12 protein-coding genes are annotated in these 15785 nt (G+C 53.8%); 9 read left to right on the plus strand and 3 right to left on the minus strand.

What is annotated here, in order from left to right:
- Positions 1-37 precede the first annotated feature (37 nt).
- Both WCK51_08025 and WCK51_08030 read left to right on the plus strand, forming a co-directional pair.
- Positions 38-1078, plus strand: a complete 1041-nt coding sequence (locus WCK51_08025) for an aldose epimerase family protein (GenBank protein MEI7576825.1) — start codon at positions 38-40, stop codon at positions 1076-1078.
- Positions 1079-1649: 571 nt separating this feature from the next.
- Entirely contained in the window at positions 1650-2744 is a 1095-nt protein-coding gene (locus WCK51_08030) for a hypothetical protein (GenBank protein MEI7576826.1), read from the plus strand.
- A 171-nt stretch (positions 2745-2915) separates the two neighbouring features.
- On the opposite strand, the gene WCK51_08035 is transcribed toward WCK51_08030, so the two are convergent.
- Positions 2916-3524, minus strand: coding sequence for a hypothetical protein (locus WCK51_08035; GenBank protein ID MEI7576827.1), 609 nt, complete (start codon positions 3522-3524; stop codon positions 2916-2918).
- A gap of 553 nt (positions 3525-4077) precedes the next feature.
- Between WCK51_08035 and WCK51_08040 the strand changes: the two genes are divergently transcribed.
- From WCK51_08040 to WCK51_08050, 3 genes are all read left to right on the plus strand, one after another.
- Positions 4078-5796, plus strand: coding sequence for a family 10 glycosylhydrolase (locus WCK51_08040; GenBank protein ID MEI7576828.1), 1719 nt, complete (start codon positions 4078-4080; stop codon positions 5794-5796).
- A 37-nt stretch (positions 5797-5833) separates the two neighbouring features.
- Entirely contained in the window at positions 5834-7339 is a 1506-nt protein-coding gene (locus tag WCK51_08045) for a hypothetical protein (protein MEI7576829.1), read from the plus strand.
- Between the two features lie 67 nt (positions 7340-7406).
- Positions 7407-7913 carry a prepilin-type N-terminal cleavage/methylation domain-containing protein gene (locus WCK51_08050; protein ID MEI7576830.1) on the plus strand — a complete coding sequence of 169 codons (507 nt, stop codon included), beginning with the start codon at positions 7407-7409 and terminating at the stop codon, positions 7911-7913.
- On the opposite strand, the gene uvrB is transcribed toward WCK51_08050, so the two are convergent.
- Positions 7910-9985, minus strand: coding sequence for an excinuclease ABC subunit UvrB (uvrB, locus tag WCK51_08055; protein ID MEI7576831.1), 2076 nt, complete (start codon positions 9983-9985; stop codon positions 7910-7912). The two genes, WCK51_08050 and uvrB, sit on opposite strands and share 4 nt — an antisense overlap.
- 30 nt (positions 9986-10015) lie before the next feature.
- Complete coding sequence (locus WCK51_08060) at positions 10016-10573, minus strand: GNAT family N-acetyltransferase (GenBank protein ID MEI7576832.1); 558 nt, start codon at positions 10571-10573, stop codon at positions 10016-10018.
- A gap of 31 nt (positions 10574-10604) precedes the next feature.
- Here WCK51_08060 and WCK51_08065 point away from each other — a divergent pair, with 31 nt between their 5' ends.
- The 4 genes from WCK51_08065 (at position 10605) to tig (ending at position 15238) form a co-directional block, all read left to right on the plus strand.
- Positions 10605-11204 (plus strand): flavin prenyltransferase UbiX, encoded by a 600-nt coding sequence (locus tag WCK51_08065; GenBank protein ID MEI7576833.1) that lies wholly within the window; start codon positions 10605-10607, stop codon positions 11202-11204.
- Between the two features lie 63 nt (positions 11205-11267).
- Positions 11268-12890 (plus strand): tetratricopeptide repeat-containing diguanylate cyclase, encoded by a 1623-nt coding sequence (locus WCK51_08070; GenBank protein MEI7576834.1) that lies wholly within the window; start codon positions 11268-11270, stop codon positions 12888-12890.
- A gap of 17 nt (positions 12891-12907) precedes the next feature.
- On the plus strand, positions 12908-13795 hold the full coding sequence (locus WCK51_08075; GenBank protein MEI7576835.1) for a TIGR01777 family oxidoreductase: 888 nt from the start codon (positions 12908-12910) through the stop codon (positions 13793-13795).
- 54 nt (positions 13796-13849) lie between these two features.
- Positions 13850-15238: a trigger factor gene (gene tig / locus WCK51_08080; protein MEI7576836.1), complete on the plus strand. Its 1389-nt coding sequence runs from the start codon at positions 13850-13852 to the stop codon at positions 15236-15238.
- Positions 15239-15785 lie beyond the last annotated feature (547 nt).

Below are 15785 nucleotides of genomic sequence, written 5' to 3' on the forward strand. Positions count from 1 at the left end.
TGCAATGGTGCTCACTAGCCTCGCTTTACTTGCCACAATGCAGACAAAATTCGGTGAATTCGAAGGGAACCCGGTCTCCCTTTACACTCTCAAGAACAAGAACGGAATGGTCGCAAAGATCATGGATTACGGCGCAACCGTCGTCTCCCTCACCGCGCCCGACCGCACCGGAAAGCTCGGTGAAGTCACCCTCGGGTTCGATGAGTTCGAGAATTACCCCGAAAAGAGCCCCTACTTCGGCTGCACCGTCGGCCGATTCGGCAACCGAATCGCCAAAGGCAAGTTCAAAATCGACGGCAAAGAGTACTCGCTCCCCATCAACAACGGCCCCAACTCGCTCCACGGCGGAACCAAAGGCTTCGACAAAATGATGTGGAAGGTCCTGAGAAAGCCAACGCCAAAGAACGCCAGCATCGTCTTCCACCTCACCTCGCCCGACGGCGACCAGGGGTACCCTGGCAAGCTCGAAGTCACCGTGACCTACACGCTCACCTCAAAAAACGAGCTGAAGATCGACTACCGCGCAACCACCGACAAGGCCACCCACGTCAACCTGACGAACCACACCTACTTCAACCTCGAAGGTCCAAGCGCCAAGGATAACACCGGACACAAGGTGCAAATCCTCAGCGACTACATCACCCCCGTCTCGGCCGAGCTCATCCCAACCGGAAAGCTCATGCCCGTCAAAGGAACCGCCTTCGACCTCCGCAAGCCAACCGTCATCGCCAAAGGCATCGATGCGGATAACGAGCAAATCAAGTTCGGCGGCGGATACGACCACAACTGGGTCCTCAAGGGCCGCGGACTCCGAAAGGTCGCCGCTGTCCACGAACCCAAGACCGGTCGCTACATGGAAGTCATGACCACCGAACCCGGAATCCAGTTCTACAGCGGGAACTTCCTCGACGGAACCCTCACTGGCCACGGCGGAGCAACCTACGTCAAGCGCTTCGGTTTCTGCCTCGAAACCCAGCACTACCCCGACTCCCCCAACCACCCCAACTTCCCGTCGACGTTGCTGCGGCCCGGGAAGACGTATCGAACCACAACCGTCTACAAGTTCTCCGCGCGTTGAGCAAGGGTAGCCCCAACCAAAGGCTCTCTCTCCACCCTAAGAGTGGAAGACCAGGGATAAAGTCGATCGGAAAATGCATTTTTGTGAGGACGGCGTTTGTGAAGAACTTACCGGATCTGTTCTTAATGGCAAGTGGACCGATTCGCTCTTTATGTGCTTGCGTGCCGTAAGTCCTCGTTTTCAGTCCGTATCTTGTCAATGAAATACTAGACAGGGTTGGACTAAGTGTTTGTATAATATGTTGGTGCGAATACCTCTTCTTGCTTTGCTTTGCGGTTTTCTGCTCGGGAGCGTTGCGTCCGGTCAGACGATGCTCAAATCTAGTTCGTATTTTTTGCGGAATCAGGACGGGAACTTGATTCTATCAAGCGACTTTGACCCAAGTTTGGGCATGTTTAAGATTGTATCAAGGGATAAGAATCCCTTTCTGATTCCAGACTCTGAATACGAGATTCGGCAACAGTCGTCTGACGGTCGAAGCGAAGTAGTTTTGTCCTATGATATGGATAAAGCTGTTCCAACGTCACTGCTGTTTCGGTCAAACTCGGTCGTCAAGCGGAATCGATCCTTCATGATAAGAAAAAGCGGCAATGGCTACGCTTTAGAACTTGCTGGGGCAAACGGTTCATTTGTTGGGAATCGCAATGGGGTATTGGTGATATCTCGCAAATCGAGCGAAAAGCTGATAGTAAAGCCAGAGTGCCTGGTTAAGAGAGGGATTCATGCTGTTGCACTACCCAAGTTTGACAAAAATGGGATAGATGTATTAGGAGAAGTGATAAGTGGGCTTGGAAATGTGGATGTGGAGTTGGCTTGGCTTGCTGCATTTGGCGGGAACGCCAACGCCAAAACCCTCGTTTCAAAGTCAAAAGGAAATGTGCAGTTGACCGTAGCACTATTCTTTGACAAGAAAAATGAGTCCCAGAAGTTTCGTGACGGCCTCATGTTGATTCGTCGAAAGATTGGCAGAAACACCTTTGATCAACCATTCGGGGAGACGATAAGGCGATTGTTGGCCAGACGGCGTGGAGAGACTGTAGACCCTCCGATCGGTAGCGAAGAACTAAAGGTGGAACAGAGGATTAAACTTGGAACTGGGCTGGCCTTTGATTACCGTACGAATACCAGAGTACATGTTTGCGTGATTCCCGTCTTGGAAGATAACGCGCTTACTTCTGGCTATGCCTATTCTGATCTCGTCGATTTGATCAAGCTCATTGCAATTGAGCAGGGAGTCCAGGACATCATTAGTTTTCGTCGATCCCCTGATCATGAAAACAATCGGAATCCCCACGAGTTTCGTAAAAGTGACGGTGCCCGAATCGATAACGGCTTCAGGGAACTTCATGGAACGTTTACAAAGTGGAGAAGAACGGATTTCAGAGACTACGATAGGTGGAGTTTCGATGGTGAAACACTTCCAAACCACGGGGAATGGACCGATGAGTACAATTCGGCTTACAAGAACCAGTTTGCCTCAGCACTAAATGCCAAGGTAGTCCCACTTTTCTGGAATCGATTCTTTAATCGTCCAGGTGATTTGGACTATAAAAACACCGTAATCGCTGAGGTACCAATGTATAACCCGTTCGGGTCTAAAAATGGGGGAAACAACCTCTCTTCTCTCCTTCGTAGTTGTGTCAACAGATTGGTGCCGACTCGATAACATTAGTTTTTGGGCTTTGATGCCTCCACAGTCGCACTGTGGAGGCTTGAACATCGACTTTCCTACAAGCCGGCGAACCCAAAACTCGGCCTCGTGCATCTCTGAGGATACATCTGCAACCTTCGCACAAGCTGGACACCTCAAGTCCCACTCGTAACGCCTGATCGCCCCTCAGCCTCGGCGACCTTTCGGCTTTCGACCCTGCTTAGTCGTCGTCGTCTGTTTTCCATCCGCTGGCTTTCCGTCGCCGACTGTGGTCGAACCGCTCTTGGTCTGACCGTTCGGTCCGGTGCCGGTGCCGCTGACGTTTGCGGTTCCATCTCCGTTCTTGGTGCCCGTCGCCGTACCGCTTGCGGTTTTGCCATTCGGCCCGGTCGCGGTTCCGGAAGCCGTCGCCGAGCCGTTTCCGTACTTAACCGTCCCGCTACCTGTCGAAGTCTTGCCGTTAGGACCAGTGACGGACCCCGAGCCGCTTGCGCTGCCGGGTTTGTATTTGACGGTGCCTTGCCCGCTTGCCGATTTGCCGTTTTTGCCGGTCGCAGTTCCGCTTGCGTTCACGGTGCCCGGTCTGCTGGTGACGGTGCCGGTTGCCGTGCCCCCATTCTTTCCGTTCTTAGTGCCCGTTTTTGTCCCGTAGCTGGGTGCACTGGGCTGAGTCATGCCCGACTTTGAACTTGGCGAGTTTGAGCTCTTCGATTTTGACCCGCCCGATTTCTTCTGGGCAGGAGCCGCAGCCGATAGCAACATGATCGAGATGGCGAGGATAGGAACAACTCTCATGAAAGCAGTAAACGCCGATCCAAGACGCAAGTTCAGGAGCATAGGCCGAAAGCAGCACGTCCACCCTCTGCTGCCGTAGTCAACTGAGAACCGAGAACGGAGAACCGAGAACGGAAAAGACGAAAAATGGTTGACAAACCCCTCGAAACTTCGCCTATAAGGTGATGATCAAATTCTGCACACCCCGTTCGGTACACCCCCATCAAGTCAGCGCATCTCACCTGCCCCTTCTGGTGCTCGATCAAATCGATGAAGAAGCCCCACTTCCAACTTCCGACTTCGCACTTCCGAACGCATACCCACCCCTACCCCACCTTTTCCCAAAATCCGAACTTCTTTGAACCTGACTACCCATCAAAATGCGTTGCAGTTCTCTTCACCCCGTGGCCGAAAGCCGATGCCTGAAAGCCAAATTCCTGTCCCCACTTGTCCCCACCAAATTGGGGAAAGCCGCACGGAATTGAACCTGATTCCCCACTAAATATCGTCGCAGTTCTGTTCAAACCGGGAGCTGAAACTGAGAACTGAGAACCGAAAACTGTAAACTGTGCGGATGCCCCTGATTCCCGTCGCACTCCTGCTCGCCCTCCAGGGTGGTCGATTTCAGCCCGCAAACCCCCTCCCCGGACTCCCGCCAGTCTTCCTCGATAAGTTTCTCGATTACAAAGGACCAACCAAGCAGGTCTGCGAAAAGGCCGGCTTAGAAGGCAGAATCCTCTGGATCGACGCCACTGCGAACATCGAGCGATACAACACCGAAGAGAAGATCACCACCCTCTTCGCAAGAGTTGCCAAATCAGGTTTCAACACCGTCGTTTTCGACGTCAAACCTCTCTCTTCCGAGACGGTCTACCCAAGCGCGTTTGCGCCAAAACTCAAAGAGTGGCGAGGAAAGGAACTCGGCGACTTCGACCCTATGCCGTTCGTCAGCCGAGAAGCAAGAAAGAACGGCCTCATGCTCTTCGTCAGCATGAACGCCTTCTGCGAAGGTCACCGCCTCCTCAACCGAGGTCCCGGTTTCGAAAGACCCGAAGAAACCAGCGTCGTCTACGAAGCCGCACCAACCGTGAGAATCGGAGAAAAGACCTTCCCCTTCTCAACGAAGGGTGAAATCGACAAAGTAACCGTCGCCGCAACCGCGCCAACCCTACCGCAAGATGAAACACCAAACAAAACGGTGGTCTGCAACAAATTTGGCGTTGTCGTCGAAGCTGAAACTCCGCCCAAAGGCGGTTTCACAGTCACGGCCATTGGCGTCCCCGCTGGTGAACTGGCAATCTACGGCCAACCCGGAGCCAAGATCACTCTCGATAGTGAACCGAGCTTCATAAGACTGACCGAGTCCGCTGACAAGCAGTACCCGCTGATGACCAACCCAAATAACAAGGTGGTCCAAGAGCGCATCAAGAACCTCTGCAAGGAGGTGGTGACGAAGTACGACATCGACGGTGTCATCTTCGACGACCGCCTGCGTTACACCGGTCTCAACGGCGACTTCTCCCCTATCACTCAGACCCTATTCGAGCGAAAAGTGGGAAAGAAGCTGGTTTGGCCCGACGACGTTTTTAAGTTCACGTACACATACAAGGACGGGCTTGTGAGAGGAATGAAGCCCGGCCCCTACTACGAGCAGTGGCTCGCCTGGCGCGCAAACGTCCTGAAGCAGTTCACCATCGACATCCGCTCCGAAATCCGTAAGCTCAAGCCAACCGCCAAGCTCGGCGTTTACGCCGGCTCCTGGTATGGCGACTACCAGCATTACGGCAACAACTGGGCGGCTCCCGCAACGGAGGCCGGCTTCTGGTTCATGACCCCGGAGTACCGCAAAACCGGCTTCGCCCCTGAACTCGACTTCCTCGTCACAGGCTGCTACTATCCAACCGGCCCAATCTTCGACGCCCTCCAAGAAGGTCGCGGAGTTGGTGTCACCGTCGAATCAGCAGGAAACCTCAGCTACCGAGCCGCCCACGATGAGACCTTCGTCTACGCCGGCCTTAGCCTCGCCGACTTCAAAGACAACGCCGAAGGACTCGGCAAAGCCCTGCAGTCCGCCGTCGCCACGACTAACGGGGTCATGGTCTTCGATCTTTCGCACGACATCGAGCCGATGTGGAGCGTCTTCGAGAAAGCGTTTTCTATCAAGAAGAAGTCCCCCCAAATCTCCGACGCCTACCTGGTCGAAGCCAGAAGGCGACGAGGGTTGATGCAAAAGCGCGGCGAGAAGGAGCCACCGATTGTGATCAGCGGCGGCGCAGCCGGAGTCGGATTCTAAACCCAACGGGTAAAAAGGGCGTAACATAGAAGTGACAATGAAAAAGTCGTCTCGGTTTGTTTTCGCGGTTCCTTTTCTGGTGGCGGTCGCCATAGCCCAGAACCCGGAGGACGTTTATCGTCAGCTCCAAAAGGAGACGTTCTTTGTCAGCCCTAAGTTCAAAGGGAAGATTGATACAAGCCAGATTCGGGTTTCCGCCGACCAGGCCAAACCGTATGATCTCAAAGTTCTCGTTGTCCCCGGCCTCGGAGCCAAGTGGATCAAGAACGGCAAAGAGAATCGAGGCGCGTTTTCCGAATATGTCGCCGGAAAGATCGGCCAAGGGCAAGACGATATCACGATCGTTCTGACCAACAAAGGCATTTCGACTTACGTGCCAAAGCTGACGGCGTCCCAGCTCTCGGCGATCGATAACAAAGCGGTCTCTGCAGCTAGGAGTGGTGGTGCAGACGCGGCGATTGCAACCGCAGCAAGCGAAGCCAAATCTGCAATTCAGCTCGTCGGCCAAACTCGAAACGAAGTCGGTTATACGGCTCCAGTACGCCCCGCCCAGGTGGAGTCGGCAAGCTGGGGGATCCTCGGGTTTTTCGCCTGCCTTGCGATCCCTGCCGCACTCATCGGCGGAATTGTTCTGTTGGTTAAGAAAGCTGGCTTGAAGCAAGCTCGAACTCAAGCCGAATCGATAAAGAATCAAGGCACTGAAGCCCTTGCTTATCTCGACAGTTACGACGGCCTGATCGACGACGCTACCGATGCATCCGCCGTTCGTCAGTACCGCGATCGAATGGCGCAGAACTATGACGAGGGACTTTCCATGCTCAGCCGAGCGAAGAAAAAGCAGGACTACGAAAATGCTCGTCGCCAGCTCGCACTCGTACTCCAGGATTTCGAAAGCGCGAAGCAGCACATAGACCACTCGACAGGCGGAACCGGCATGGCCTTCACAATTCCTCCTATCGTTGACACGCAACGCGCTCCGATGTTTGAGCCAGTTCAGGGAGTCTCCTACTTCTCGTCCGAACCTTCGGATCAGCTCGTCCCCGTCGAAATGAACTTCGGCGGACAGCGTCGAACCGTCATGGTCACGCCCTATGAGCGTCAGCAGATGATGAACGGGCAGATGCCTGAGATGCGCGGAATGAACCAGAACGGACGCTTCACACCATGGTACGGCGTGCAGGGCTACAACCCGCACAATGACTTTGGCTCAAGCAACTTCCTTTGGAACATGATGGCGATCAGCGCGGTCTCCAGCATGTTCCAACCGCACTATGGCTACGGCTACGGCGGCGGGCTCTTTGGCGGCGGCGGGCATTACAGTCACGGAGGCGATACCACGATCATCAATAACTACGGTTCCGGAAACGATTACTCATCGGGCGGCGACTTTGATTTTGGAAGCTCGTCCGGTGGGGGCGACTTTAGCTCTGGTGGAGATTTTGACTTCGGTGGCGGCGGAGATTCCGGTGGCTTCGACTTTGGTGGCGGCGGAGATTTCGGCGGTGGTGGAGATTTCGGCGGCGGTGGCGGCGGAGACTTTTAGGAGTTTTACCGGTAGGTTTTAGCCTACGCTCATTCCGACAATATTCGGATGGAGGGCGAAGCTGTGGATGAAACGTGCGTTTACGTTGGTTGAATTGTTGATCGTGATCATCATCGTCTCGGTCCTCGCGGCCATCGCGATTCCTAAAGTCGTCCAGAATGGACGTCGCTCAGAGGATGCATCACTACGGTCGAATCTGAGAATCCTGCGAGTCGCCGTAGATCGCTTTTACGCCGATACCGGCTACTATCCGCAGCGGATGAGCTGGCTTAATGATCGTCCCGATGAAGTCATGCCAACTTTTCCGGTGATTACCGAGGCAGGCGTCGAGGTCACGATCAGTGGCACGATTTACAAAGGGCCATACGTCACGGACGATTCAGGAAATGCGCTTTGTTTAAGCCAGCCAAACCCCCGAGGTGGCACGTATAATCATGCTTCTCCAGGGCTGCTGGTGCCAGTCGATCCGGTTTCTGGGCTCCCTTACAAGTGCGCTCTTGTCAATGGAAAGTTTCTGATCACTAGCAGTGCAACCGGGAAAGACTCCACCGGAGTCCCTTACAGTTCCTATTAACGGCGAGCAGCGAACCTCTTTACTTTGCGTTTCTCTTGCCCGAGGCGCCCGTCGCTTGTCCCAGCAATCTTTCTCAACGACTCGATTTCGTCGCGTACCCTCGCTGCCTTTTCGAACTCCATTGCTTTAGCAAGATCCTTCATGTCCTTTTCCAGGGCAGAGATAAGCATTGGGATGTCTTCTACTCGTACTGCTGAGCCATCTTCGCCAAGTCGTTCGAGCGTGCTTTCGGCGTATTGTGCGGTGACCTCGGCGACTTGGTCGTAGGATCGGATCGTCTCACGAACTTCCTTCTTGATCGTCACCGGGGTGATGTTGTGCTGGTCGTTGTAATCCTGCTGAATCTTGCGGCGACGGTCCGTCTCGTCAATCGCTCGCTGCATGGAACCAGTCACATTGTCGGCGTACATCAACACTTTTCCGCCAACATTTCGGGCTGCACGGCCGATGGTTTGGATCAGGGAGGTTTCGGAGCGCAGGAAGCCTTCTTTGTCGGCATCAAGGATCGCCACGAGGGTGACTTCAGGGAGATCCAGGCCTTCTCGAAGAAGGTTGACACCAACGACAACATCGTAAACTCCGAGGCGCAGGTCTCTTAGAATTTCGGGCCGCTCCAGGGAGTGGATGTTCGAGTGGATATAGTTCACCTTCACTCCAAGATCCTGCAGATATCCCGTGAGATCTTCCGCCATTTTCTTTGTAAGCGTTGTGACCAGCGTTCGGCTGCCTTTCGCGACGACTTGCTGAATCTCAACCAGGAGATCATCGATTTGATTCGCCGTCGGGCGAATCTCGATTTCCGGATCGACAATGAAGGTCGGACGAATAATCTGCTGGGCAACCGACGACTGGTTCTCCTTCTCGAACGGCCCCGGAGTTGCGGAGACGAATACCACTTGAGGTACCCGCTCTAAGAACTCGTCGAACTTCAGCGGTCGGTTATCTAAAGCGGAAGGCAATCGGAACCCGTAGTCAACCAGAACAGACTTTCGCTGCTGGTCGCCATTAAACATCGCTCGAATCTGCGGTAACGTCTGGTGGCTCTCGTCGATAAACACAATTGCGTCCGACGGCAAGAAGTCCAAGAGTGTGTACGGAGCAGTCCCTGGTTGGCGTCCGTCGAAGTAGCGCGAGTAGTTCTCGATTCCGTTGCAGTAGCCGAGCTCCTTCATCATCTCAATGTCAAATTCCACCCGCTGTCGAATCCGCTGAGCCTCTAGAAGCTTGCCTTGCGACTTGAACAATGCCTCTTGGGCGTCGAGCTCTTCTTGTATTTTGAAGATGGTTTCCTCCATCTGCTCCCAAGGTGTGACGTAGTGAGTAGCCGGGAAGACCGAGACTTTCGAGGGTTCGTCGATCACTTCCTGGGTGAGGGGGTCAACGAGTCGAATTCGCTCGATTTGGTCGCCAAAGAACTCGATTCTGGTGACGATCTCTTCGTCTTTTGGCTGGATTTCAAGGGTATCTCCACGTACTCGGAAAGTCCCCCGCTCCAGAACCATGTTGTTCCTGGTGAACTGCATTCCGATGAGCTTCTTGAGGCAGGCATCAAGCTCGAATGTCATCCCTGTCTCGAATGTGACAGCGGCGTCCACGTAGGTATCCGGCGAACCGAGACCATAAATGCAAGACACCGATGCAATAACGATGATGTCCCGGCGTTCCAGTAGTGATTGTGTCGCCGCGTGACGCAGCCGCTCAATCTCATCGTTCACCGAGCTGTCTTTCTCGATGTAAAGGTCGCTCGAAGGGACATAGGCCTCAGGCTGGTAGTAGTCGTAATACGAAATGAAGTATTGAACGGAATTCTCGGGGAAGAACGCCCGAAACTCCTGACAGAGCTGTGCGGCCAGAGTCTTGTTGTGCGCCAGAATCAGCGCTGGACGCTGGGTCTGCTGAATGACGCTCGCCATCGTAAAAGTCTTTCCTGTTCCAGTGGCACCCAGCAGGGTTTGGAACCGATACCCACTCTCCAGCCCATCGCAAATCGACTCAATCGCTGTCCCCTGATCGCCCTTTGGCGAAAAATCATTGCTCAACACCAGGGGGTTGTCGTATTGAACAATATCCATTCCTCTATTATAGACGGGTGTCTAGGTAAGTTACGGATTGAGCAAGGAGGTTTTGGCAAACACGTCCATGTCCACAGCCCGGCCGAGGGCGTCGACTTCGTCGTTACGAAAGAGGCCCTCGTGGGTGAACCCGAGCTTTTCAGCTACGCGGCGGCTACCGATATTGTCAACAGCGCACCAGAGCGAGACTCGCTTGGCGCTGAGGGTGTTGAAGGCCATCTCGGTCAGTAGCCGAGTTGCCTCGGTTGCGATTCCTTTGCCTTGGCCCGAGATGCGGACCCAGTAGCCGATCTCAAACTTTGGAACTTCCCAGTCGATGTGGTGCAGGCTGCAACGACCTAGGCATTCATCTGCAACCGTCCAAATCGTGTAATTGAGAGTATCGCCTCGATCCCATTGGCTCTCGGCATCCCGGCAGCTTTCGACGGTCTTGTTGAACGACGGAATCGGAAGGGCCCACCGCATTCTCGGATACAACATTTCGTTGGATTCTTCAATGGCTTCAAAGACTTTTCGAGCATCCGACTCCACAGTCCGACGCAGAATCACTCCCTTCCCAACCAGTTCAATGGGAGCTCCTTGACGCATCCGACTATTATATCGGCGTAGACTCTTTGAGATGAGTTCCACCGGTCGGCTAGTGGTTTCGGTTACAGGCGCGAGCGGTGCCATTTACGCAAAGAGGTTCTTACTCCAGGCCGCAAAGCACTATTCAGATATCTATTTGATCCTGAGTAAGCAAGCTCCTCAAGTTGCGAGCACTGAGCTTGGAGTGAGCTTCGATCTGGAAAATTTTTCGACTCTTGCTTGGCTCGGTGAAGACCTTCCTCAAATCAAGCTTTTGGATTCAAAAAACTACTTCACCCCACCCGCGAGCGGATCGTTTAGACACGACGGGATGGTGATCATTCCATGTTCGATGGGGACTGCGGGCAGGATTGCGAACGGTATCAGTGACGACCTGACAACGAGAGCGGCGGACGTCTGTTTGAAGGAGAAGCGCAAGCTGATTCTCGTGCCGAGAGAGATGCCTTGGAACCTAATTATGCTTCGAAACTTGACGACTCTGGCCGAAGCTGGAGCAACGATCTTGCCGGCTTGTCCAGCTTGGTATACGAACCCGCAAACTCTAGACGATCTGGCAGATACCGTTATCGCAAGAGTCCTTCAGAATCTTGGGGTCGAACAGACGGTTCAAGCTGAGTGGATGATTGACTGAATAGGTTCAAAAACCCTTAACATCCCCCGAATATGTGCCGATAAGTACAGAGAAATCTGCACGATGTCGTCACAGTTCCAGGAACCGGTTAACGCAAACGCGCTCCAGGACGCTCGCCAAACAATGGCCAGCGACCCTGGCTTGGCGGCGGGTGAGTTCGCCCAACTGGCCCGGCGGTACCAGGATGACGGCGAAATCGAGTTGGCCCTCGAAGCACGCCGGTACCACTGTTTTTCGCACATCATGAACCTCGAAATCGAGGAAGCAGATCGAATCGCTCTCATCTTTCTGAAGGAGGCGAACGAATCTGGCATTGCTCGATATCTGGGAATTGCTCAGATGTACCTCGGAATCATCTCGCTCGAAACTGGCGAAATGGGTCTTGCCTGCGAGTTTCTCGAGGAAGCCCTTCAGACCGCTACGGAGGCCGACGATGCAGATCTGATAAGCCGAGTTCAGATGAACCTTGGCAACGCCTTCTTCAACTTTGAGCGTTACGAGGAAGCGATTCGATCCTTCAGTTACGGACTCGAAAACTTGGCAGTTGGTGGTGGTGTCTCCAGCATCAGCTTGGGTGAGTACAACGTCTCCTCGGCTTACACGCTTCTTGCCCACCAAACTTTCAATCAGGGTGGCGATCCATCGAACTCTATTCTTGAGGCTCGTCGTCATATCAAGTCTGCGGTCGCGCGACGAGAAATCGAGGACTCGACTCGCGCGCTTTGCGAGCTTCTTCTGATCCAGTTACAAACCCTTGAGTCCGGGTCAGTCGAAGCATCTGCTTTCCAAGCGATTTCTGAAGCAGCCGAAAACATCGGTGCCGAGTCAGTCAAGATCGCCGTTTTAGAGACGCAGTGTTACTGCTATGAGGCCGCCAAAGACTGGGAGTCGCTCTACTCCGTTTCTTTGAGAGCCATCAGCACGGTTAAGAAGAAGCGAAGCATAAAAACACTTGACCGGCTACTCATTTTTGCCGCGACTGGCGCCGCTGGGGTTGGGGAGTACAGCCACGCTTACGAACTCCTTGCTGAAGCACTTGACCGCATTCAGACCGCAAACTCCAATCAAACGAGCCGACGAGCGCACATCCTAGACACTAAGTTTGAAGTGCAAAAGGCCAAGTTTGATCAGCAAGTGTTGAGGATTCGGAACCAGTTCTTGGTAGAGCGAAATCGAGAGCTTGAAGTTGAAGTCAAAATGGACCGTCTCAGTGGCGTTCTCAATCGTCGGGGTGCCGAAGAGTGCTTGAGTTCACTCGCAACCAAGAATCCTGGCGGATTTGCGGTTGGACTCACCGACATCGACTTCTTCAAACGAGTCAATGATACTTACGGACACGGTATTGGGGATCAGGTGATCAGAGCCTTCGCGGGGATACTCAAGTGCAGCGGTATCGGCATCATTGATGTCGGGCGGTGGGGTGGCGAGGAATTTATCTTTGCATTCGAAGCAACCTCTGATATCGAGGTCGCGGCGGCGGCTGAGCAAATTTCTCAAGATATTCGATCCTTCGACTGGTCAGTGATTCAGAGTGACTTAAAGGTGACGGCTTCCGTAGGGATAGCGGTTCATGATCCGCATGTTCACATCGACAAGACGATAGAAACCGCGGACGCCTTCCTCTATGCGGCGAAGCAGGCAGGAAGGGATTGCTGGATGTACCGACCCCAACGCAGGGCTGCCTAGCCGCGTAGAAAGCCCCAATGGGCAAGATTATCATCGCGGGCGGTACGGGGTTGATTGGGTCTGCGGTGTCTGCTGAGCTTCGCGTTCGGGGGCATGACGTTCAATTGCTTTCGAGGACGGCTGGGCCCAACCGGATTGTCTGGGACGGGATTTCGGTGGGTCCATGGGTTGACTCGTTGAGGGGAGCCCAAACGATCATCAACCTGGCGGGCAGCTCCATTTCGGTGAAATTCACGCCCGAGAACAGAGAGAACATCCTTGAATCGAGAACTCAGCCAACAGCCGTCATCGGTCAGGCTTTGGCCCAAATTGGTGAAACTCCGCATTGGATCAACGGGTCTGCAATCGGCTTTTATGGAAATCGGGGAGGTGAGATATGTACAGAGGAGACGCCTTCTGGAACCGGATTCTTGCCGGAGACCTGCGTTGAATGGGAACGCCAATTCCTCGAAAGCCCTGCTTACTGCCCGAAGTCCGTTGTGAGAATTGGCGTTGTCCTCGATCACGGCGGTGGAGCATTCCCAAAGCTTCAAACCTTGACGAAAGCGTTTCTTGGTGGGCAAGTCGGCGACGGCGAGCAGTACATCAGCTGGATCCATATTAAAGATCTGGTCGCCCTCTTTTGTTGGCTTGTTGAAAACGGTCAAGGAGGGGTATTCAATGGCAGCGCTCCGAATCCAGTCAAGAACCAGGAGTTCATGAGCGAGCTGAGGAAGGCCGAAAACCGCCCTTGGTCTCCGCCAGTTCCGGCGGCATTGATGAGGCTCATCGGTGCGACCGTTGGCCCTGATGCTTCGCTATTGCTCGACTCGACAAGAGCCGTGCCCAAAGCGGCACTCGACCTAGGTTTTACGTTCCGGTACCCAACCATTCGCGAAGCCCTGCAAGACCTCTGCACCAAGTAGGCTCCGCAAGGTACCCTTTATGGTCTAAAACCCAACAGGTTTGCGCCCACCATCATGCAAGTCACACGAGAAGATTTGAACCCTTGTACCGTCAAGCTAAACATCGCTTGCTCGCCTGACCAGGTCAAGGATGCCTTCGATAAGGCAGTGAAGTCGATTGCCAAAGAGATTCGCCTCCCCGGTTTCCGCCCTGGCCACGCGCCGAAGGCGATGGTTGAGAAGTACATCAACCCCGAAGAGCTTTACCGACAAGCCGCCGACGAGCTGATTCGACGCACCTATGACAAGGCCGTTGCCGAGCAGAAGCTGGATGTTGATGCCGGTGTTAGACCTTCGGTCGAACTGACTGCTTTGGACCGCGACAGCCACAAGGGCGAGTATTCCGCCAAGGTTCCGCTGCCTCCGAAGATTAAGCTTTCTGAGTACAAAGGTCTTTCTGCCAATCGCCAGTCACTTGACGTGACTGACGAAGAAGTCGAATTTCAGATTGATGAGCTCCGGAAGCGACAGTCGTCGCGTGAAGCGATCACTCACCGTTCCGCTGGAGAGGGTGACTACGGAGTCGTCAACATCAAGCCAGAGGGCGATGCTGGTGAAGGAAAGAACTTCATGGTTGTTCTTGGTCAGACATTTGAAGGTCTCGACAATGCTCTGAAGGGCATGAACGCCGAGGAGATGAAGTCGACCGAACTCACCTTCCCAGACACCTTTAGCGATTCGACTTGGGCAGGGCGAAAGATGAAGGTTCAGGTCACCTTGAACTCCCTCAGCGCAGTTACTCTTCCGGCTCTGGATGAGTCGTTTGCCAAGTCGCTGAAGACTGAGAGTGTTGATGAGCTGAAGACGCGAATGAGAGACAGCATCGTTGAGGCGAAGAAGCAGATGTCGAACGACATGCTTCAAGAGCAACTTCTTGAAAAGCTTCGAGAGTCGTCCGAGATTTCCGTCAGCGACAACATGTGGGAAGCCCTGGCAAACCAGCGGCTGACCGAGATTGCCGAGCAGCAAGCTCAGCAGGGCAAGTCGCTTGAGCAGTACGCTGCCGAGAACGGAATGGTCATCGATGACCTGGTGAAGGCTTGGCACGAGCAGGCCAAGGTTCACGTCGAGCGAGCGATGATCGTTCGGGAAATCTTCTCGGCTGAGAAGCTGGCGATCACCAACGATGAGCTGAATGAAGAGCTCTTCGCAATGGCGCAGGAATATCAGATGGAGCCAATGGAACTTCTAGAAGCCATGCGCCGATCAGGTTCCTTGCAGGAACTCCAGTTCCGAGCGATCTCGCGAAAGGTAACCAACTTCTTGATCGAAAACGCGAACATCACCGAAGGCGAGGCTGCGGCCGAGAAGCCAGCAAAGAAGGCCTCGGCAAAGAAAGCTGACGCAGCTCCGGCTGAAGAAGCTCCCAAGAAGAAGGCTCCAGCTAAGAAAAAGGCTGAGTAGTGACAAGAAAAACTTAGAGAGTATTCGATCATGGTTTTTACGGAACCATGATCGATTGTTTTGTGACGAGGAACTTTGCCGAGGAATGCATGAGTAACTCAGGAAATGCGATTGCTCAACTTGTTGGTGCCTTCGATCATCATTCTTCTCTCCGGTTGCGGGGGTTCCAGCCCGACTGAGTCGGCAACACCACTTCCGCAGGTCCGTGGTAAATGGATTTTGGACTCGGGTGAGATTACTGCTCGATCCACCGTACCCCCTACCGTAGAGTTTGTTCCAAACCCGTGGGGTTTTGGTGCCACCGAAACCGGTACCTACATCTACACCTCGGCTTCCCTAGGGGTTGTCAGTTCAACCTACACACTGACAAAGTCCCAACTTTTTGTCTCTGACGGCTTGGGTAACACAGAAGTTTCATTCTTACCTGAGTCGGATGGTGCCGGAACCCTTAAGCTGACCGCGTTAGGCCCCCCCCCAGCTCAAGTCCAATTCTGGAGATCGATCAACTAGCAAAGCAGATTGCGCTTGGGGTCTGAGCCAAGCACGA

This window comes from Armatimonadota bacterium, from assembly GCA_037138755.1.
In the GTDB taxonomy this organism is placed as follows: domain Bacteria; phylum Armatimonadota; class Fimbriimonadia; order Fimbriimonadales; family Fimbriimonadaceae; genus Fimbriimonas.